Below are 21,745 nucleotides of genomic sequence, written 5' to 3'. Positions count from 1 at the left end.
AGAACGTTTTGATGATTTCACCCAGTTCGCACTCCCCCGCTTTTGTCTCAGAAGCGATAGATGCGGAACCCCATTCATTGCAGGTGCAGAATTGCACGGCATATTGCTCAGTTCTGGTTGCCCGTTTCACTCGTATTTTGACACTTTCATGCCTGATCTGGACTTATCCGAATCTTGCAACAGCCGAACCCGATTTATCAATTGAACCAATAAGTCCAATTCCTACGGATATGACATTTGACAGTGGAAAGGTCGCCCTGGGTAAACGTCTTTTTTCAGATACACGCCTGTCTTATGAAAACGGTGTCTCCTGCGCAAGTTGTCATATTGCAGAACATAAGTTGACGGACGGCAAAGCAATATCGAGAGGCTTACCCGGTGCACCTGGCGAGACGAATGTACCTACGCTCTACAACGTTGGGCTAAACCCGATGCATGGTTGGGCCGGCCAAAGCAAAACGCTTGAAGAGCAGGTTGATATGGTCGTGCGTAAAAAAAGCACAATGGGGGCTTATTGGGATGGTGTCATCGCGATCTTAACCAACGACGAAAGCTTATCGAGCGCGTTCTCCGCCGTGTACGCTGACGGAATCACTCAAGCTACGATTACCGATGCACTTGCAGAATACGAAAGATCGCTTGTTACACCCAATGCCCCGTTCGATAAGTTCTTACGCGGAGATGACAATGCCATTAATGAGCAGGCGAAGGCGGGATACATACTTTTCAAGAATTATGGCTGCAGTTCATGTCACCAAGGTGTAAATGTCGGTGGCAACATGTTTCAGGTCTTTGGTATTTTTAGTAAGCCTGACGATTTGCCTGATCCTCATACGCCAGGCGCAGCCAAAAATACCGGCATCGATGATACGCGGCCAGTATTTCGCGTACCCCCTTTGCGGAACGTCGCAGAGACGGGTCCATATTTTCATAACGGATCTGCAGAAACACTCCCGGAAGCCATTAAGATCATGGGTTCGAGGCAACTTGGCCGTGATTTGAGCGATGATGACGTGACTAAACTTTACGAGTTTTTGAAGTCATTAAGCGGTGAATATAATGGGGTTTCCGTCAGTGGACGATAAGCAGAATATCAATTATTGACGAGGTATTTAACACCATGGAAATAACCTCGAGACGGAAATCTAAAGATGGTTTTCTCTCTTCAAAATTTGGCTGGGTCGCCTGTCTTTGTTTAATTGTCGCAGCCGCAAGTTGCCTTGGCGCACTGGTTTGGCACAATCAAAGGCCAGATACATCCTTATCGAATTTTCGCCAACAGTTTGAAAGTGCGCGCGGATTTGACGCTGACTGGAACGCCGGTATCATGGCGCTTCAGCTTGGCTTCGCGCCGAACTACGATACTGTTACTTCTAGTGGGCAAAGACTTAGAGCCAGCCTGGATGGGCTGAAAGCCCAGGCATCCGTGGATCCAAGGCTCGCTCCGATGCTCGATGCAATCCAAACCTATAGAGATTCGGTGGATCACAAGGCTTGGCTTTTTGAACAAGTCAAAGCAAGCTACGCTATGCTTAGGAACAGTGTCACGGTCATTCCTGATGCTGTTACAGATTTCTATACAGATCCGGATTCTTCGACCTTACTGAAGGAAAATAAAAGGGCATCTGACTACATTGCAGAGAGTACGACGAGTATGATGAGCTTTACGATAGCACCTACGGCGCTTCTGCGTCAGGCTGTCGATGAACAACTCAGCAGCGCTCGTAATGCAGCGAAAACTGCGTCTCCGGCTCTTGCACAGACCATGAATCGCTTCATTTCTCAATTGGAAGTCGCTGTGCGCGAAAGGCTGCGCGGAACTGAACTTATGCTTCAGATTACCCAAGTGCCGACGGCCGCAAACGCCGATCAAATCGCGGGCATGTTGCATAGTATAGCTGCTACTGAGAAAGCGACCCGCCAGACTGTTTGGGGTCTTATCGTGGTGTTAAGCGCGATAACGCTGATCATATTCTCTATTTTTGCCTATGTAGTTGTTCGTCGCTTTGTAAAACTCGATAACGACAACAGGTTGCTTCAGCAAGTTAATGAGAACGTCGAGGAACAGCTTGTTCAGTCGGCCAAGCTTTCCGCCCTAGGGCAAATGGTTGCGGGCATTACACATGAAATAAATACGCCTCTAGCATATGTGAAGGCCGTTTTCGAACTTCTTAAAGAACGCATGTTGACTGAAGAATCGAAGAAATCGCAAAAGGCAACAGAAGAAGAAGAAGAGCGTCGTGAAGAGTTGATGATGCTGCTCGATGACGGCTTGCACGGGCTGAATGAAATTGCGACCCTCGTCAGGACGATGAAAAATTTCAGTCGCCTCGACAAGGGAACGATCGAACCCTTTATCGTTGAAGAAGGTATTGAGAGCGCGCTTCTCTTGGCCCGACCGCAGTTGAAATATGTCGCTGACGTCCAAAAAGACTTCGATAACGTGCCTCCCGTCATGGCATCTCCCACACAGATTAGACAGGTTCTTTTGAACCTAATCGTAAATGCGGCGGATGCAATGGCAACGTGCGAGCGTCGTGGTGTGCTTACTCTGCGCACTCGAATTACAAGTTCGGATACGGTGCAGATCGAAGTTTGCGACAACGGTCCAGGCATTCCGGAACACATTTTACCTAAATTGTTCGATCCCTTCTTTACGACGAAGCCAGTTGGACAGGGAACCGGGATGGGACTCTCCATATGCTATCGTATTATCGAGAACCATGGAGGCACCATCGCGTTGAATTCGAAGGCGGGAAAAGGAACTGTAGTTACCATAACGTTGCCGCGGCAAGATGAAAAGCAACAACCAACCACCATTCCTGAAATTTCATTCACTCACCAGGCAGTTCCTGCCTGACTTATAGAGAATACGTTGAGACAGTCTGCGCTCAAAGGTTAAACGAGGTTCGAGATGACTAGTAAACCAGTTATATTGTTTGTTGATGACGAAGAGCGCATTGTAAAGTTGCTTAAGATCATGTTCCGCAACGACTACGAGGTCTATACGGCACTTGGCGCCAACGACGCGCTGGCAATCTTGGAAACGAAGACTGTCGACGTGATTATCAGCGATCAACGAATGCCCGACATGACAGGCATTCAACTTCTTTCGCAAGTGCGAGAGCGTTGGCCCAACACCGTACGTCTCCTCCTGACAGGATATAGCGATCTAGTGGCGATTGTCGGAGCCGTAAACGAAGGCGAAGTGTATCGCTTCATAAACAAGCCGTGGAACCAGTCGGAGTTGAGAAGCGTCATCGCTGAAGCTGTCGAATACGCACAGGAGTCCCGTAAGCTCGAAGAGAGTATTGGTTCAGTATGGCAAAACGACGGCGAACCGCCGTTTAGCGTGGCGTCCCAACTTCTTGCGATTGAAGGTTGTGAGGCTGACCGCCAAGATGTTGTTGAGATGTTTACCTACGATTATCGTGTTCACGCCGTGGCGTCTCTGAAAGATGCAATAAGCGTCCTTTCTCAGGAGGAGATCGGCGTTATTGTCACGAATGCGGAAGTTGATGGCGTGGATGTAACGGATTTGCTTAGCGAAATCGCGCAGTTCGACCCTGCGATTACTGTCGTCGTCATGACTAAAACGCCCCATAGTGACACAATCATCAAGTTGATTAACAGTGGCAAAATCTATCGGTTTGCCATGCAGCCGCTTAGCCCTAATCTGTTTCGTCTTGCCGTCCACGCTGCCATGCGTGAGCATCACCGGCGGCTTGCAGATCCGCGTGTCGTACGCCGTCGTAAACTCCGTGAGTTGCATAAGGATGGAGACAATGATGTGTACACAAGTCTTGTCGAAAGTCTGCGTAGGTTCACAGAAATCAATAACGAAAGCGACTCGCCATTGAAAATCAATTAGATCGTTCTTGACACTCTATGAATAAGGCCACAATTTCCGAGCGAAATTCGTGGGATTTAGTGGCCTTAACAATGCAGGGGGTGGCATCAAACGCTTTCTTAATTCGCACTGTTGCCGGTTGTACTGATATCGGACGTCCCCATGCGCTGGCAGAGCATTCTCGTGTTTCGCCAGTTTTTTGCCGCTTTTGAGCAGTCAGTGGACACTCGCGCAATGGCTATCTACCATAGGCGCTTTGAAAGGTCGTAGTGGCGGTCATGACCCATTCCAACACCACCTTTAAGTTCATGAACGTTCACATTGAACTAACCGGATCTGGCGCATGATGAAAGTCAGAGGATGTGACAGTGAAGGTCGGGCGTCCCTGCGGTAGCATGGTCACCCATTATCATTGAGCGCACTGCCCTGCGTTTTTTGGCTAGCTTACGCGCTTTTCTTCCGATGCCGGGCGGCAAATTTACCGAAAATATGTGAAAACTAGACAATCGATTCTGCCCCGCGCGGGGGGACTGGCTCGGGCGTTTAGTCGGGAGCTTTGCAGTGCGAGTCGGTTAGACGGTGCGGCCCCACGCCAGCAATTAATTGGGGGAAGACCAGTCAACAGCGTTGTTAATTCAAAGGCGTCTTCGCGCGGCCCGCACTTCTATTTTGTCGAGGGACCATTGCCGATATTTCTGAGTTCGATAAAATCAGAAAATACGGCTCGAGGTAGCCGGAGCGACAGTCATCCCCCACACCTTGGTTGCCGTATGTCCATAATGGACATAAACACATGGAGATTTGAAATCTGAGAGTGAATAGCCAAATGGTGTTTCCATATAGCTAGGCTAGGAACAACGTGACGTAGTTGTGTCTAGCGCTCTTTCAACATTCTTTTCAATAGCTATGTGAATATTTAATGCCACTGCATCGGTTTGTACCTGCTTATAAATGCACTCGGGATGGGTTCAGTTTATCTCTTCAACTTCCAAAAGACTTTGTGGAGACATTTCCTCTGATATCAAACCCTTCTGCAAGATTAGGACACGGTCTGCCAACGCAGCAATAAAATCCCGGCGTTGCTCAACAACGATCAAAGTCAAGCCTCTGCTCTTACGCAATGCGATTAAAGTCTCGACGATTTCTTCGTTGATCGACGGTTGGATACCTTCGGTGGGCTCGTCAAGCATAATCACTTTGGGCTCACCACACAAGCACCGGGCAAGCGCGAGAAGCTGCTGCTCGCCACCAGAAAGTAGACCACCGGCTCGAGACAAAAGGGGTTTTAAACGTGGAAATAGTTCTAGAACATCCTCCGTCACCCCTTTTTTGTGTCCTCCTGAAACAGCACTTCCTGCACGCAGGTTTTCAGCAACGGTCAGCGCTGGGAATATCTGGCGCCCTTGCGGTACGAGGCCTAAGCCCGTTCGCGCGCGCTGATGCGGCGAGTAGTGCGTAATATCACGTCCTGCAAAGTTAATCTGACCTTGTGTCGCTGCGCGAAAGCCCAACAATGTCGTAAGCAATGTCGTTTTTCCCATCCCGTTGTGCCCCCATATTCCGATCGCTTCGCCCTGTGCGACACCGAAGCTTATGCCATGGAGAATCGGAATGTTGCCATAGCCGGATGCAAGATTGGAAACGGAAAGGATCATAGCGTCACGCCTCCGGTCTGCTTCCCAAGATACACGTCTTTGACACGTTGGTCCGCTAAAACACGTTCGATCGTATCTTCCATGAGAACCTCACCTCGGTTGAAGACGGTCACTTTCTTTGCGATCATTTTGATGAATTCCATGTCATGCTCAACCACGATGATCGAGCATTCCCGGTTAATGTCCAAAATTAACTCCGCAGTTCGCTCACGCTCTTTCCCAGTCATGCCAGCCGCGGGTTCGTCAAGCAAAATTAGTTTTGGGCGGGTGGCAATGACGACTCCAAGTTCGACCCACTGCCGTTGGCCGTGGGAGAGTTTTACAACGTCAGCCGAAGCAACGTGATTGAGTCTGATGGTATGGAGCACTTCGTCGGCGATAGCGTCAGCGACGACATGAGGATTGGTTTTGCGTGCAGCAAGCCAGAGGTTTTCTCGAACGCTTAGATTGTCGAAAAGACTTGGTATTTGAGTCTTTATCCCGACGCCAAGTCTAGCAATTTGATGCGTTTGAAGGCCTCTGGTTGGTGTCCCATTGATAGTGACACTACCAGTTGAGGGTCTATGGACACCAGTGAGCAGGCGGAAAAAAGTTGTTTTCCCCGCGCCGTTTGGACCAATGAGGCATCGCAGCTCACCGTCAGCGAGAGAAAAGTCCACATTTTGGATCGCTTTGAGCCCGCCGAAATGAATGCCAAGGTTTTTGGTTTCTACAAGGTTTGACATAGCGCTCATGCGGTTTTCTCTTCATGACGAGGGGGAGGCGTTTTAGACCTGATCTGACAAAAGAACTGTCGAACTGAGGGCACGAAACCTTGCCGTAACAAAAGGACCATGAGTGTTAATATGCCGCCAAGGATGACGTCCTTATTGACACTGTCAACCGTCGTCAGCCATGTGGTCAACCACTGAATGAAGAAGCAGCCGAGGATGGGGCCAATCAGTGTGCCGACACCTCCGACGACCACCCAGATGATGATTTGTACCGATTGCGATAAAGCAAAGACTGTAGGGTCGGTATAACTGCCCCAGTTCGCATATAGACTACCCGCAGCGCCTGCGATTGCGGCCCCGATTATGAACGTAACCAGTTTGTAGAGGCGGACGTCGTATCCAAGCAATTCGGAACGTTTCTCGTTTTCTTTAACCGATATGACAATCCGGCCGAAGTCACTTGCGATCAAATACCGTAGTCCGATGTACGTAAGGGCTAGAAAACCAACGCAGACAGCGAAGAGTTCGATAGTGTTAAGCTCCCAGGTAGGAAAACCTGGTACGGTCAATCTAGGTACCGACGGAATTCCGTTAAAACCTCCAAGGGGAGCCACACCGATCTTGTAGGCCGAACCGGAAGTCGAATTTGCGACCTTGAAAAAAATCAACGAAACCGTCAACGTGATGGCACCAAGGTAAACATCACTGATACGGCCGTAGAACATAAAGTAGCCTAGTAGTGCTGCAAAAAGACAAGGAACTATTATCGCAACGATAAATGCCGATGTTGTCTCACCGAAATTAATTGCAGCGATTGCATAAGCGTATGAGCCCAGTCCGAAAAACATCGCGTGACCAAAGGATAGAATCCCACCAAAGCCCCAAATAAAGGCAAGGGAGAGGGCAAGAATTGCCAGAATGACGTAGACGGTCATTTGCATGACTTCATATTCGTTGAAAAGTTTTGGTACGCAAATGATAGCGGACATCGCCAAGACGATAGCTGCAAACGCAGGCCCGTATTTTTTCCATTCGATGCTCATCATATGCTACTCCGGAAAATTCGACCGGTTATACCCTGTGGCATAAGGCGGACAAGTACAACGGCGGCAAGCAGCATGGCGACTTCGCCGAGAACGGGTGTTGTCAGGAAACTAGTAACCTGATTGACCGTGCCAAATAAGGTGGATGCGCTGAGCGTCCCAGCTACTACGGATGCTCCGCCGCCAATGACAGTAATGAATGCTTTCGCAACAAAACTTGCCCCGATGCTGGGCATCACGCCCGTTATGGGCGCCATTATTCCGCCAGCCAAGCCTGCCAGAGCCGCGCCGAGCCCGAATGTTAGGGCATAGGTGCGCTTAGGATCGATGCCGACTGCCGACGCCATGTCCGGGTTTTGCATCGTAGCTCGCGCAATCAAACCGAACTCAGTTTTCTTTAAAAGAAGCACAAGCGCCCCCACAACGAGGACGGCTACCCCAATGATAAAGAACTTGTACCCGCTGACATTGGCGGAGCCGATCGTCACAGCTGAAATTGGAGACGAAATGCCGGTGGTGGTATTACCGAAGACAGTCGTTATCAAGCCCACAAACAATAAGGATAGCCCCCAAGTCGCAAGCATTGTATCGATGATGCGTCCATAAAGATGACGGATGACGAGGCGTTCAACAATTAGGCCGAGAATACCTACAACAATTGGTGCTACAACTAAGACTGCGATGTAGAAATTCACACCGAGACTGACGGCCGTTATAGCCGTATACGCGCCAAGCATTAGAAATTCACCATGAGCGAGATTGATCACTCGCATCATCCCAAACACGATAGCAAGGCCAATTGCAATGAGGATAAGACTGGCCACACTGGACAGAATCTCCAGCCCAGCAATTAATACGAAAGTCACGGTTTCCTCCCATGAAGGCAACCTTGCTCGTTCTGTTATGCACCAAACTGGCAAGGTTCTTCGCTGATGGCGTCACTACACGCGGTCCCGCGTACAGTGGCAAAATACGGCACTTCGAGTGCTTTTATGGTGTAATGACGAACTGTTCGTTTGAATCCGGATCACGCTCGAGATTGCAGACCGCTTGCGTATCGACGGAGGCTTGTTGATCCCATTGCTTCAGGATTTCAAAGGTTTGGTTCTTTGTTTCCGCCATACGTGCATCAACTTTGACATGGTGCGTCTGCGGATCAATAGTTACCAAGCCACTTGGACCGTCAATTGATATACCAGCTTCCAAGGCCTCGATGACCTTCTGGCGATCAATGCTGTTTGCGGCAGTTACCGCCTTGGCCCACAAATGCATACCTTGATAGGTGTTCGATGCAAATTCGGTAACGACCGGATAGTTGTCGCCGAACTTTTTATGCCAGCGTTCAAGAAACGCTTTGTTGACGGGGGAATCGATCGTTTCAAAATAGCTTGCAAACGTCACAATTCCGTCGCCTTCTGCAGGGGAGAGAACTTTTTGTTCCTGCCCATGACTGAAAGTACTTGAAACTATCGGCATTTTCGAATTGAGGCCAGCTGCGGCCCACTGGCGGTAGAACGAAACGTGTGGACCTCCGACGAGCGCTGAGAACACCATATCGGGGCCGACCGATTGAATTTTCTGGATCGTTGGGCCGAAATCGGAAACATCGAGGGGAAAGAACTCAACTGCGACCACCTGACCGCCGTTTTCCGCGGCTAGTTTTTTGACCCAGTCGGAGATGATTTGTCCGTAATTGTAGTCGGCTGCGACGATATAAATGGATTTACCGAACCGGCTGATCGATTCAGGCACAGCTGACGCTAAATTTTGGGCAGGCGTTGCACCGGTGCAGAACGTGTTACGGTCGCAAACGCCGCCTTCATATTGTGTGTTATAAAAATAAAGCGTTTTAGCTCGTCGCATTACCGGTCTGATGACCTCGCGCGAGGCGGACGTCATACCACCGTGTACAACAGCAACTCTATCCGCAAGGGCCATCTTCTGTGCAATTTGAGTATACTGCTGCATGTTGGACTGTGGGTCTTGGGTGATTAGACGTATCTGTCTGCCTAGGAGTCCGCCAGACTCATTGATTTCCTCGGCTGCAAGAATAAGCGCATCAGCCATCGGTTTTCCGTAAAGGTCGAGCCCCCCTGAAAGATCGTGGATGCCTCCTACCAGGATGTCGTCGGCAGCAAATGCTTTTGAATTCAGAAGTGCCGGGCCAACGGCTAGGACAGCCGAAGACAAAGCTGCCTTTTTTAGAAACTCGCGTCTTGAAGTCATTGCATGTTCCCCTTTTTTATTTTGGTATGTTCGCTAAGATTTCCGTTAGCTCTCGAGTTGTTCAAATGCGTGAGCAGCGCGGTAAATCGTCATTTCGTCATAGTGCTTTCCGACGAGCATCATTCCGATAGGTAGACCGTCGATTGATCCGCAAGGTATACTGATCGCCGGATGACTCGTTAGATCAAATGGAAAAGTATTGGCCATATTTTCTGTGGCACGACGCAAGGCGAGCGTACGTGAAGCGGTGTTGTCCGGCAAACGTGTCGCCTTCATGGGGGTAGTTGGCATTAACAAAAGGTCGTGTCGAGCCAGTGCAGCGTCATATTCAGCTCGGAGTTTGCGGGTTAGGTTTTGCGCCTTCGCATAGTATCGACCGCTGCCTGCTCGTATCATACTTTCTCCGACCAGCATTGTCTTCTTGACGGAGTCCGGAAGCTCATTTGCTCGCTCACGCCACTTAGCATGGGCGTCGATCATGCTGGTGGCATAGAGGCCTTTCCAGTTGAACCCGTGACCGTTGCCTTTCATCAGCTGTTCCGTTGCGCCTTCGAAAGCGACGACAACCCAAAGGGCCGAACCCAATCGATGCATGGGTATAGAAATTTCCTCGACATTCGCACCAAGTTGCCTGAACTTCGCTGCGGCGGCACGCACGGTTTCGTCAACATCGTTTTCGGATTCGGCGTGTGCAAAGCCTTCCTTTAAGATGGCAATTTTTAAGCCGGCCACAGATTTTCCGAGTGCATCGGTGTATTGTTGGGGTTGGATAGAAGCTGATTGTCGCGGATCAAATCCATCGTATCCCGCGAGTACCTCAAGCATCAACGCATTATCAGCAACAGTGCGCGTCATCGGCCCCAGATGGTCGATGGTAAGCTCTATGGGCATAGCACCCGTGTATGGGACGAGGCCCCATGTTGGTTTCATGCCTACGATACCGCAGTAAGAAGCGGGCGTACGAATAGAACCGCCTTGATCCCCGCCGACTGCCATATCGGCTTCGCCAGTCGCGATAAGAACCGCGCATCCCGATGATGATCCAGCAGCCGAATAGTCTGAACGATGAGGATTTCTGACCGGACCCAGTGCGCCAGTATGAGAACCTCCTGAAAGACAAAGATACTCACAGTGCGCTTTTCCTACTATGGTAGCCCCTGCATCCAACAAACGTGTTACGACTGTTGCGTCTATATCCGGCACATACCCCTCTAACGTTGACGCTCCATTCATCATCGGGACACCTGCAACAGCAATATTGTCTTTGATAACAACAGATTTACCAGACAGCTTGCCTTGAGCCGCACCCTTGATATCAGTTTTTACGTACCAAGCATTCAAGGGGTTGTCTGCGAGGGCTGGCCGTATGCCTGAGGTGCGAGGATACTTAACATCCGGCAGGTAATCAGGCTCTGCCTCGACAAGGTCATAAAGGTCGAGTGTCGATTGCATCTCCTCCATAAAGAAATCGAGATCGGCGGAAGATAAGTCAAGAGACAGACTTTCAGCGGTCGCCTTCAGCTCTTTCAAATCAGGACGGATTACCGGCATCAAGGATATTCCATATATAGAAGAGGTTTCAGGATGGTGAATAGTAAAATTTTTTATTGGTCTGTCAAGCTTATAGCGCAAACAACCGCTGATACATCTGTAACGCCGTGTTCAAGCAACCCCCGGCCAATCTAGGAAGAACTGTCAAATATTTACTAGATTCAGAAAGCATTTCCGTTATCCTACAGCTTTGGTGAGTGGGGTCGCAATCGTTCCGTCGAAACCTTCCAGGCTCGCAAAGGGGAGCAAACCTGTAGTGGGATTACAGTTTACGTACTCGAAGCTTGCAGATTGATTTACGAACAACTCGTGCCATGACACGAATTCGCGATCTTGCTTGAATTTACGGTTCATCGCAATGGCATGCTTGTAAATATCAAGATGCGTCTTATGCGATGCGGCCCAACTTTCGAGATGCTCCATTGATATGAAGTGTGCGAGGACAGAGGTCTCACGTTTCTCGCTTCCATCCTCGTTTAAATTAGTGAGAATGCGAAGCGCGAGCGTTCCCGTTTTTTGCTTATTATCCAGCAGGTAGCTCATGCCTGTCATTAGTCGCGGTCGCATATTCTGGGTGTAGTCTTCAAGCTGTTCCTTGTGCGCATGGGCCCAGTACTGGCCTGACCGAAGAGTCACCATATTAAGCGGAGCGCGGATCTGGATTCGCTTCCCCTTTGACTCAGTTTCTTTCGGCTGTTGGAGAGGGGCGCTACAAGGTGTGTTCAATGGATCAATTGCTGACAACGGTATACGATCTCGAGCTGCTCCAAAATAGCCATTTGTGGTTATCGGGACAATTGTACTTCCCTCCGTGCGGCCAATTCCAATGCGATACCAATTCTCTGAGTAGATCGTTTCGTGCCGGTCATAAGGTACCGAAATCGTTTCACGCCACACGCCGCTTGTTTCAGCCAGACGAGCGTCGCTTTTAAACCAGGCGGTAAGTTCGGATCGAAGACAGAACCTAGCGTGGCGCACAGCATCCACCCAATATCCGACGATGACCGCATTCGTATCACCGAGTTCATCGGTCGCCCGCATTATTTCGTACGTATCCGGGCCATCTTCGTCCGCAAAGCTTTCGCGTGCAAAATTGAAAAAATCCGTCTCGCGCCCTAACGGCAGTCCATTTTGTTGCATGGCAAAATAGTCGGAGATAATCGCGGATACAGGTTGTTCCCAGCGCAATGCATAACGCGGCGCCGCAGGATTGTGGCAGTCGGGTTTGCGTGGTGCTATCGTTCTATCGTACTTGACGTGAAAGACCATACAACACTCCCTTACAATGATCAGTGAATAGACTCGCAGTTCGCGACTGCGAGAGTTGCGGAACGGGATTTTGAAGGTCCGGGTTGCCAATAGATACGCAGAACGGATGCCCGGACTCGAACCACTATTTATTGAACGTGACGACCTGTTGCGGCGCATCGTTTACGTCCAAACGGAATATGTCTGGGCGCGCATAATGACCAACTACATCGAAATCCAGCTGCGCTCGGGTAATGTCGTCAGTATCTAGATCCGCGATTAGGATTGTTTCTCCTGAATAATCAGGACCTGCAACGATGTGGCCTAACGGGCTGACGATAAGTGCCCCTCCGCGCATGAGAACGTTCGAACCGCTGTGTGGGAGGTGGTTAACAATCGCGCTTGGGGAATCCTCTGTCGTCAGGTATTGGCACGATGAGATCACGAAGCAACGGCCTTCCAATGCGATATGGCGCATCGTCGCTACCCAGGTATCTCGATCGTCTGCCGTAGGAGCGCAGTAAATTTTAATGTTCTGACCAAACATCGCCATTCTCATCAACGGCATATAGTTTTCCCAGCAAATTACGGCCCCCATCGCCCCCCATGGGGTCTCCACGGTTTTAAGCGTAGAGCCATCACCGAAGCCCCAAATAAGTTTTTCAGAAGCTGTGGGCATCAGCTTGCGATGTTTCCCGGCAAGCCCATCAGGCGTGAAGTAAAGTGCAGTACAATATAAAGTCCCGCCATCCCGTTCGATGACGCCAATAGTAAGAAATATCTCTGCTGCTTGAACCGCTTCCGCAATGAGTGCCGTTTCAGGGCCAGGAACATTAATTGCCTGAGAGTGATAGAAGGCGAACTCGCTTCGTCCTTCAGCAGTTCTGGAACCGATTGTGACGCCGAAATTTGCACCTTTCGGGTATCCGCCTACAAAGGCTTCAGGGAAAACGGCTACGTTGACGTCCTGGTTGGCTAGTCTTCCTATAAGATCGACGACTTTGTCCACTGTTGCCTTCGTATCACCCACCACAGGTGTGGCTTGAACCGCTGCCGCCCTAAATGAGGTCATAGTATCCTCCTCCATCATATACTTCGACCAGCTGAAGGTAATTCAGCATATGGAATAAATAAGCGTTAGCGGGTTGTCCATTCACGGTCAAGCCCGTTTGAGTTGGATTTGTACAAACGTGGTCGAAAATGAGCTTTTTGGACGCAAATAGCCTAGTGAATAAGGTCGCCGAATCGCGAAAGCTTCCTGGCTAGGAGTTGAATAGCCTCAATAGCCTGAAGCTCCACTTTGGGCGTGAGATCACCCTCATACATCGTAATTGCGACGCCGGCGATTGCCTTGTTCGCTCCCCCTGACACGACGGCTCCATACGAGCACATATGCGGACGTGTCCCTTTGATCTCTTCAGAATAGCCTTGTTCGCGTGTCTGTCGTAAAATCGCCAGAAGTTCGCCCCGGTACTTGGGATTATCCTTCGTCAGCTGTGGCAACTCATCGTCTGGATAGAGCGCTTTAACCTCATCATCGCTTAAAGACGCCAGCAAGGCGCGCCCGCTTGCCATGCAACAGGCCGGTAGCCTAGTGCCAGCTTTGAACGTTACACCCAATGGCTGTGGGCTGTTACGCGTCGCGATAAAGTACACGTCAGGTCCCTCAAGTACCGAAAGCGTTGCGCCGTTCTCTCGGATAATTTGGATCTCGTCGCAGGCCGAATGAAAATGTTCAACTATTTCATAGCGGTTAATCTTGGAACTGGCCAAGTCAAGGATACGCAGTGTCAAGTCGAAGGTCGCATCGCTACGTCGCGAAAGATAGCCTTCGTTCATCAGCGTGGTGCAGATCGAATGTGCAGAACTCATCGCGATACCTAGGTTTGTAGCGATCGTCGTCAAATTTTGTCGCTCCATGGAACCAGCTATCAACTCGAGAACTCGTAGACCACGCACGAGTGCAGGGGCGCCGCTTTTCTTCGTCATGCTATTCTCCATAGAGGGGCCGTTTCAGTATATTGAATTACTCGGTAAATGGTGCGGCGGATATCGGTGTGTCAAGTTTTTCCATATTCAGATGCAAATCCGGGTTGTTGAGCGTCGGAAGAACCTTGCAAAGTCCTCGATTAATATTCTATATACTGAATATAGTTCGGGATATCGAATACTTCAGTTATTGTGCAAATGTTCGCAAGGAAGGGGTATAGGTTGGAATTCGAAAACAGAGCCTTCTTTCATAAAGGTATGAGAGAGTGGCAAGACAAATTTGATGGCCGCAGAACCGCCGAAGCTATTGAGCGTCGTCGAAAACACTATCAGTTTTGGGATGACGAGATAGATATCATAAGTCAGGCTAGATTCTTCTTTATCGCATCCGCTTACGAGGGATATGTGGACTGCAACATCAAGTCAGGCGATCCTGGCTTTGTTCAAGTTGTCGGGCCAAATGCGCTTGAATATCCTGAATATGATGGAAACTCGATGTATAGAACACTGGGCAACATTGTGAAGAACCCAAATATTGGTATGCTCTTTGTCGTCTTCGACGGTAAAAGCCGCCGTATAAGGATCAATGGCAAAGCCATCGCGACCACTGACCCAGCGGTGCTCGACCGGCATTTTGGAGCTAAAGTAGTCGTACGGGTCGAATGTGAAATTTATCCCAACTGTCCACGCTATCTCCCGCAGATGGTCGATAATGGAAAGTCTCCTCACGTGCCACGCAAGGAACATCCGACACCTCCTGCGCCGGAATGGAAAACCCGAGACTATATTCGCGATATTTTGCCCAACGATGATCCCCATCGCCGTAAAGAATAATTAGCGGATTAATTTTGGCACCTCGCGAATATTGCGTTGGACGGGAAACGCTAAGATTGCAGCTTAAAGAACTTCGCGGTCTCACATTACCTACCCCCCCCCGCGCTTTCAAAGCAAATGATGTGATGACAAGTACAGCCGACAAGATATTCATCTTTTCAGAATGGATCTGTCGCAAAATTTCGGCGGGACAAAATAAGGCTGACCGCTGGGCGCAACTATGCCGCAAACGCTGTGAATTGTTTTTTGCGTGGAAGCGGTGCGGTTGACCTGAAATTGCCTTGCAGCTTACGCATCATGTGAACGAGCACGATACATACCAGCCAGAGTGATGCTGGCGGCGGCTTCGGACTTGAAGCCGAGCATGTATCGTATCCGTTGTTTGACACGGCGATGATACTACTGGGCCTGAAGCCTGAGGAAAAAAACGATCGAAAATCGCCACCGTCGCAAGTCAAGGAAAACGGCGCAACTGAACATTGAAGTTGCGCCGGAAGATAAAATCCGTCCTTGCGAACTGGACGACAAGCGCGATCTGTTAGCAGGTGGCGATGTTATGTCCTACTTACTGGATCTCGTGGAACGCGCTGGACATAGGTACCCCCTTGTCACACGTTGCATGCTTGTTTGAGGACGTCTGCAGCGTCAAACGCACCGCGGGCTCCAGCTTCGCCTTTGCACAACATGATAACTGCCACTCCAACATTAGCGGTCGGAGCATAAACCGGCGTCATAGCCAAAGCCACCTCGAGTATCGGCCTAACAGACATGCACGACCCTTGCGTTTTGTGGTTGGTTGAGGATACGTGTAAAAAGTTTTCATAGGAAATCATTAGATATTTTTTGCCTCATCGGCGGCACCTTTTATGGACAACGCCTTGTGACCGGTTTTTTATACTACCCCAGCTTGTCCCGCCGGTCGGCATACATTCGGCGAACGTTGGTCGGTGCGTCAGCGTCCCTTCAGCCTTCCTGCTAAATGGACTATTTGCATTCCCGCGCAGGCCATGTCAGGGTTTTCAACGAAATTGTGCAGTTGCTGAGATACTTGCGCCGCCGTTTCCGCTGTACATAAGGACCGTCGCACGAGTTCTTCCGATATGTGATCAAAAGATCTCGCGATAATCGACTTATGGGTAGGTGATCTCAGAACCGGCTGAAAGACCTTCATTTCGTCTATTTTGAATCGCGCTGTGATCGCCTCGATAGCCCGTTGGCCAAGACCGTAGTCGATGCCCTTGGATTGCCCGAGTTCAATCGTCAGCTGGTTGGCAAGGTAAACTGCATCGACATGCGGCACCGCGATCATGCCGCTCAGTACAGGTTCGATCAGAACGACGATCGTTTTGTCGGAACAGAACGACTTCAACGTATCAAGATAAGCATTCTCGTCCTGCTGGTGAATGATAACAAACCGGCTGAAGATTATATCAACTTCTAGTGGCAGTCTTTCAGTTTCGCTTGTATGCAGGAAACTAACATTCTCTACATTCGACCTCGCCTGATTCTCACGCGCTGCATTCAACTGCTCGATTGATGCATCTACCGCGAAAATATGGGCTTGGGGGAAAAGGCTCGCAAAGTAGAGCGCCATATGGCCATGGCCACAGCCGAATTCCACTATGGTCTGCGGGCTGAGGTCGTGTATCACGTTGCGAACAAATGTACGGCTGTCGTCGCCATAGACGGAGTCGAGCGCATTAAGGCGCTGGGTGTCGCTTTTACCTGTGGCGAGCGCATAATCTTGTTTAAATTGTAATTCTCTCACCATCGCGAGGCACGTCGGAGTGAGTCTCGGATCCAGATGAGAATTGGACAATGGAAGCACCAAGCCGAGCCCTTCCTGCACCGTGTAAGAGCTGAAACGTCCGACTTCGGCGAAATAGAATTCACAGTCCGTAGTCACGTCATTCTCGGTCTTGCTGATGGTTCCCAAGAACCGAAGCTGGTGTACGTCGATCGTGAGATCGAGTTCCTCCTTCAACTCACGAAGAAGTCCTTCGCGATACGTTTCGCCGACCTCAACGCTACCGCCGAAAACACTGACCTTTCCAGGATTATCGATGCTCGGATCCTGGTCGCGAAGTTGCAGAAGGACCTCCCCTTGATCGTTGAGCAAGAACGCGCCAGCAAATTGCCTCTTCTCACCAGACATTAATGTCTCCCGTCGGTTGGGCGAGGCGTCCGCGCATCTCACGCAACGCTGCAATCAAACCCCAGATTTTTCATCCCAATTACCAGCCATTGCGAGGAGGGATGCGACTTCGAAGTCGAGCGCGATGCGTTACGCTCTTTGAATCCGTCCAGCTTTTTCACCATGGAGCACGGACACATTTTCTGGGATACCATTGTGATCCCGGCGCCACTTTGCGAACTCTGCGGTTCCCGCTTCGAGTGGAACAGTGGCAGAAAAGTCGATGCTATGCCGGGCAGCTTCGGGGCAACCGACGCGGTCGGTTACGAAGCTAGGTGCCCCCGGAAGACGATGGATCGACGACTTCGACTGCGTCGCGCTCATTATGCATTTAGCCAAATCCAGTATAGAAGTTGCACGTCCGGTGCATACGTTGAAGATTCCGAAGGGCGTCTCAGACTTGAGCGCACAAACGTTCGCACGGGCGGTATCTTTCACCGAAATAAAGTCGTAAGATTGCTGACCATCGCCGAACACTGTCAGCGGTCTGTCATTTTCTGCGCTATCTAAAAATTTTACGATCACAGAATTGTACGCGCCCCGAGAATCTTGTCGCGGTCCATAGATATTGAAGTATCGCAAACCGACGATTTGCGTCTCGTATAAATGGTGCATAGCCATTGCAAGGTGCTCCAAGCAAATCTTGGTAGCGCCATATACAGTCGTGTTGTTAAGCGGATGCTCCTCTTTCATCGGTTTTTGCACCGCATCTCCGTAAACCGAAGCCGATGAAGCGAAGACAACTTTCTTGATGCCAAGGCGGCAGGCCGCCTCAATTACATTGAAACCACCAATCACGTTCTCCTCAACTGCCGAGCGTGGAAATAGTTGAGAAAACGTCAGCCACATTGATGCCAGATGAACAATAGCATCGACGTTCTTTAACGTATCCGTCAGAATGTCGGTGCGCAGTATGTCGGTTGGCGTATCTAGCAGATGGACGCGACTGTCCTCTAATGCGTGCACGATGTTTTTCATCTTGCCACGTTTAAAATTATCGATGATTCGTACTTCGCGACATCTTCTTTCAGAATTGCTTCCAGCGTGTGGGAACCGACGAGTCCGGCCCCACCGACGATTGCGATATTCTTGCCTTCGAGATTGATGATTACGACAAGCCTCCGTGACAACAGTTAACCGTCTGCGATAAACACAACGGATGCCGGACGGATTGCGTCATCGTATCCAATATTCGATAACGCCATTTCCGGGCCTTCGTCGTGATCTATCTCGATGAAGCTTCGATTGTCCGACAAACAACTCAATGGCGACAATAACAAGCTATAGACGTTTCATAAATCCCATAAAGGAGCTCACAGAATTAAGTGGTTCACCCACGGAACATCGCGTACCAAACGCCCAATGCGACGATCAGGTCAAAGGCTGGAAGGTGCGGTTCCGAGAACGCTCTGATGTCCGCTGTCAATGATTTAGGCACAGTTAACCACCCTCCTGAACGATCGGTCAAACACAGTAAACGCGTATTGGTGGAGGCGGAACTCCTGGACGTCGGTGATCAAGCTCTGATACGCGGGTTGGATACCGCTTGACCATATTCGATGCGGGCTTGCCTCGCTCAAATCGCGGATATTTATCCCAACGTATGTCGAGGGCTCCCCGATCTTTAGCCGCCATCTCCAGCTTCGTGGGTGCACATTAAGGGCGCTTATGAAAACGCAAGGTGACCAGCAAACCTCGCGGCACATCTGATGGCTTTGTCGCAAAAATTTCAGTTCTGCTGAGTTATGTCACGATCGGTGCATGTAACTCAATGAGGTGGAAGCGGATGACGGGTTTACGGAAGGGCGATTAGATTGCCTATTGGAGAAGGTTCTCTTTAGTACGCAACGTGGGGAAAGAAAAACGGCTTCGCAGCATTAGCGTGTCACCCTATAACGCCGTCCGGCGTTATGACACCAGCCGTGCCGCTTTACCGTTTAAGCGTTCAGCGTCGTTATAGTAGCGTGCCGCCTGGTTTACCGAGCGTTGGACGGATTGCTGCATGGCTTCGGGCAGGGGAAACACCGCGCTTAGCTGCTTCCGTAAGATAACCGGCGCGTAAAACCGTGGGCGCTGTATTGGGCTGGATTAAGCCCCGCTGCAGCAGCCCGGTCTTTGACGATCTGATTGATGGGATTGGGATGCAGCGCCGTCTTGCCGACCTGGCCCACCGGTCTGTCGTCCGAGCGACGATGGCACAAGCTTTTTTTAGTCATACGGCAAATTGGGTCTCGACGCTATTGAATGTCAATTGGTGCATTGGGCGGCACATAGCGGCCTTCCCCCGCTCGAGTGTCATTTCGCCCTCTGCCGGAACCGACCCTTTTTGCTCTTTGAGTTGGCCTAAACCGCAGCTTCCGGCCGACTGGGCCTACTTGGGGGCACTAAATTAGGATATCTACACACTTCTGCGCTTGCTATCTTGAATGTATAATTCATAGAGGTGTGAGAGAGGTGTCATGATTGATCATCATTTCACAGGGCAGCACATAATCGCAGATTTTTACGGCGTCAGTAAAGAATTTCTGGTTTCATCACAAAATTTTATTCATATTTATCAAAAAGCTATACTTGAATCAAACGCTACTCTCTGTGCGCTTTTAATCAAGGATTTTGAGCCATCTGGCTTCACAATACTCGGACTTTTGTCGGAGAGTCATTCGTCCGTGCATACATATCCAGAGCATGAGAGCGTTTTCATTGACGCATTTACATGCGGTACGCACTGTTCTCCACTCAGGATTATACAAACGCTTGAAGTAGCGCTTGAGCCAAAACGCGCCTCGATAACAAGCGTTCTGCGCGGTCGTCCCGAGCAGCCAATCTCCAACATAGACGGGTATGCCACCTTACGAGCGCCCGAATATGCGTAAGTAGACCTAACTGGGAGGATTAACCATGCGTGTAGATTGGTAAATTACTGAACTTTATCAGAATAGGCAGCGGCCAGAAATGGTCGCTGCTCAGTTTGTCACCGCATGTAGCTAGTATTCAGAAAGGGAACCAGTCATGAAGATAACAAACAACAGCTATTTTCCTTTCGATCAACAAGTGCCGATCTACAATTGGTTTTATCCGCTCTGCTACGATGAAAACCTTTCGGATTTCACGTCGTCTAACACTATCGCGCGCAACATCAAGCCGGGACAGATCAGAACGCGGTCCTTATATTTTCATGTGCCCTTCTGCGACACAATCTGCTCCTTCTGTCCATTTGTCAGAGGAAAGTTCCAGGACCGGGCAATCGTTGAAAAATATACACAGGCACTCGTTAAGGAAGTTTCCATTAAAGGCCTGAACCCGGCTTATTCGGAAGTGCCTGTCAATGCAATCTTCTTTGGCGGCGGCACCCCATCTATCCTCAATGCTGAACAAATCCAGCGGATCGGAAAAGCCATTGCCGATCACTTCGATCTTTCACAGCTGAAGGAGTTTTCCTTTGAAATGGAAGTGAAGAGCGTCACGGATGAAAAGCTTGAGGCTTTGAAGCGCATTGGCGTGACACATGCTCGCTTCGGGTTACAGACTTTCAATCAACGCTACCGCAACCATTTTAACCTAACAGCCTCCATTGACCAATGCGTGACCCAGCTTCTCGCCATGCAGCGATATTTCAGTCACGTCAGTTTTGATCTGCTCTACGGGATGAATGGTCAGTCTTTCGATGAGCTTGCCGCAGATGTCCTTTCGGCCTGCGCTACGGGTGCCAGTAACATCGATATTTACCCGGTCAACAATCTATCCACGCAACTGAAGCTGCATAACGCCTATGGGGATGCTGGGCTGGAACCGTTGTCAGCTATGACCAAAACCGCAATGAGATCCTTTATTGACGAGATCATGCGGTCAAAAGAGTATACGCCACATAACGGACACGGATATATTCGTAACGACATGATAGCGAACAGCAATGTCATTGTTACGCGAGAATATCAGTTCCAGTACCATAAATCAGTCTATGGCTACGCGGATTCGGATACGCTTGGTTTTGGGGTCAGCGCCATGACATCGACACACGATGTCGGTTACGAGAACCATGGCAACCGCAATGTTTATATCGACACTCTGTTGAAAGAAGGGGATGTACCTTGTCGGTATCGTTCATTCTCACCGGTTGAAGCAGCCACCAAACCGCTTATCATGCATCTCGCCTATTTTGGATTTCTGGATAAGTCTAAAATCAGTTGGGATCTGGTCCATTGCGAAACATTAGCGTCACTGGAAAAACTAATAGACACAAAATTGGTGGAGGATAAGGGAGAGGCTTACGAGCTGACCAAAAACGGTTGGCTATGGTACACCAATATAATGTTTTTTCTGCATCCTGAACCGGATAAAAAGGTGCTCTGCGACAGCTTTGAACGGCGAGAGCAACAGCCTGGACGGCTCGACGGTGTGCGACATTTCCTGTTGCCGGAAAAGCCATTGGCTTTTGCGTGATT

17 protein-coding genes and 2 pseudogenes are annotated in these 21,745 nt (G+C 49.8%); 6 read left to right on the top strand and 13 right to left on the bottom strand.

Annotated features, from left to right (window positions below; genetic code table 11):
* Window positions 1-11: 11 nt before the first annotated feature.
* From QSJ70_RS16040 to QSJ70_RS16030, 3 genes are read left to right on the top strand one after another with little or no spacing between them, the layout of a single operon-like run.
* Window positions 12-1,085, top strand: a complete 1,074-nt coding sequence (locus QSJ70_RS16040; RefSeq protein ID WP_285537791.1) for a cytochrome-c peroxidase — start codon at window positions 12-14, stop codon at window positions 1,083-1,085.
* A 35-nt stretch (window positions 1,086-1,120) separates the two neighbouring features.
* On the top strand, window positions 1,121-2,860 hold the full coding sequence (locus QSJ70_RS16035; protein WP_215779633.1) for a DAHL domain-containing sensor histidine kinase: 1,740 nt from the start codon (window positions 1,121-1,123) through the stop codon (window positions 2,858-2,860).
* A 54-nt stretch (window positions 2,861-2,914) separates the two neighbouring features.
* Window positions 2,915-3,871, top strand: a complete 957-nt coding sequence (locus QSJ70_RS16030) for a response regulator (RefSeq protein WP_215779631.1) — start codon at window positions 2,915-2,917, stop codon at window positions 3,869-3,871.
* A 947-nt stretch (window positions 3,872-4,818) separates the two neighbouring features.
* Here the strand turns inward: QSJ70_RS16030 and QSJ70_RS16025 are convergent.
* From QSJ70_RS16025 to QSJ70_RS15985, 9 genes are all read right to left on the bottom strand, one after another.
* Window positions 4,819-5,505, bottom strand: coding sequence for an ABC transporter ATP-binding protein (locus QSJ70_RS16025; protein ID WP_285537787.1), 687 nt, complete (start codon window positions 5,503-5,505; stop codon window positions 4,819-4,821).
* Window positions 5,502-6,239, bottom strand: a complete 738-nt coding sequence (locus QSJ70_RS16020) for an ATP-binding cassette domain-containing protein (RefSeq protein ID WP_215779628.1) — start codon at window positions 6,237-6,239, stop codon at window positions 5,502-5,504. Before QSJ70_RS16020 ends, QSJ70_RS16025 begins: the two co-directional genes overlap by 4 nt.
* Window positions 6,236-7,264 carry an ABC transporter permease subunit gene (locus QSJ70_RS16015; protein WP_285537784.1) on the bottom strand — a complete coding sequence of 343 codons (1,029 nt, stop codon included), beginning with the start codon at window positions 7,262-7,264 and terminating at the stop codon, window positions 6,236-6,238. Before QSJ70_RS16015 ends, QSJ70_RS16020 begins: the two co-directional genes overlap by 4 nt.
* Window positions 7,261-8,127 (bottom strand): ABC transporter permease subunit, encoded by an 867-nt coding sequence (locus QSJ70_RS16010; protein WP_095448419.1) that lies wholly within the window; start codon window positions 8,125-8,127, stop codon window positions 7,261-7,263. Before QSJ70_RS16010 ends, QSJ70_RS16015 begins: the two co-directional genes overlap by 4 nt.
* 124 nt (window positions 8,128-8,251) lie before the next feature.
* A complete protein-coding gene (locus QSJ70_RS16005; protein WP_095448418.1) occupies window positions 8,252-9,487 on the bottom strand; it encodes an urea ABC transporter substrate-binding protein in 1,236 nt (411 codons plus the stop codon).
* Between the two features lie 45 nt (window positions 9,488-9,532).
* Window positions 9,533-11,038, bottom strand: a complete 1,506-nt coding sequence (locus QSJ70_RS16000) for an amidase (RefSeq protein WP_215779625.1) — start codon at window positions 11,036-11,038, stop codon at window positions 9,533-9,535.
* Between the two features lie 177 nt (window positions 11,039-11,215).
* Complete coding sequence (locus QSJ70_RS15995) at window positions 11,216-12,307, bottom strand: phenylacetaldoxime dehydratase family protein (RefSeq protein ID WP_285537774.1); 1,092 nt, start codon at window positions 12,305-12,307, stop codon at window positions 11,216-11,218.
* 124 nt (window positions 12,308-12,431) lie between these two features.
* On the bottom strand, window positions 12,432-13,358 hold the full coding sequence (locus QSJ70_RS15990) for a carbon-nitrogen hydrolase family protein (protein WP_276572347.1): 927 nt from the start codon (window positions 13,356-13,358) through the stop codon (window positions 12,432-12,434).
* 152 nt (window positions 13,359-13,510) lie between these two features.
* The gene (locus QSJ70_RS15985) at window positions 13,511-14,275 is read right to left on the bottom strand and encodes an IclR family transcriptional regulator (RefSeq protein ID WP_252349170.1); all 765 of its coding nucleotides are present in this window, start codon (window positions 14,273-14,275) and stop codon (window positions 13,511-13,513) included.
* Between the two features lie 222 nt (window positions 14,276-14,497).
* On the opposite strand from QSJ70_RS15985, the gene QSJ70_RS15980 reads away from it, so the two are divergent.
* Window positions 14,498-15,109 (top strand): pyridoxamine 5'-phosphate oxidase family protein, encoded by a 612-nt coding sequence (locus QSJ70_RS15980; RefSeq protein ID WP_215779620.1) that lies wholly within the window; start codon window positions 14,498-14,500, stop codon window positions 15,107-15,109.
* 218 nt (window positions 15,110-15,327) lie between these two features.
* On the opposite strand, the pseudogene QSJ70_RS15975 reads toward QSJ70_RS15980, so the two are convergent.
* The 4 genes and pseudogenes from QSJ70_RS15975 to QSJ70_RS15960 form a co-directional block, all read right to left on the bottom strand.
* Window positions 15,328-15,505: pseudogene (locus QSJ70_RS15975) on the bottom strand (IS6 family transposase); the annotation flags it as partial.
* A gap of 556 nt (window positions 15,506-16,061) precedes the next feature.
* Window positions 16,062-17,264 carry a CmcI family methyltransferase gene (locus QSJ70_RS15970; protein ID WP_285537770.1) on the bottom strand — a complete coding sequence of 401 codons (1,203 nt, stop codon included), beginning with the start codon at window positions 17,262-17,264 and terminating at the stop codon, window positions 16,062-16,064.
* A 129-nt stretch (window positions 17,265-17,393) separates the two neighbouring features.
* Window positions 17,394-18,464: an NAD-dependent epimerase/dehydratase family protein gene (locus QSJ70_RS15965; protein WP_285538036.1), complete on the bottom strand. Its 1,071-nt coding sequence runs from the start codon at window positions 18,462-18,464 to the stop codon at window positions 17,394-17,396.
* Between the two features lie 747 nt (window positions 18,465-19,211).
* Window positions 19,212-19,414: pseudogene (locus QSJ70_RS15960) on the bottom strand (integrase); the annotation flags it as partial.
* A 348-nt stretch (window positions 19,415-19,762) separates the two neighbouring features.
* Here QSJ70_RS15960 and speD point away from each other — a divergent pair.
* Together speD and QSJ70_RS15950 are read left to right on the top strand one after the other, a co-directional pair.
* Entirely contained in the window at window positions 19,763-20,176 is a 414-nt protein-coding gene (speD, locus tag QSJ70_RS15955; RefSeq protein WP_285537768.1) for an adenosylmethionine decarboxylase, read from the top strand.
* Between the two features lie 136 nt (window positions 20,177-20,312).
* The gene (locus tag QSJ70_RS15950; protein WP_285537767.1) at window positions 20,313-21,743 is read left to right on the top strand and encodes a radical SAM protein; all 1,431 of its coding nucleotides are present in this window, start codon (window positions 20,313-20,315) and stop codon (window positions 21,741-21,743) included.
* Window positions 21,744-21,745: the final 2 nt, after the last annotated feature.

Source organism: Brucella sp. NBRC 12950 (assembly GCF_030268145.1).
Lineage (GTDB): Bacteria > Pseudomonadota > Alphaproteobacteria > Rhizobiales > Rhizobiaceae > Brucella.
This window is presented reverse-complemented; position numbering and strand designations above follow the sequence as displayed.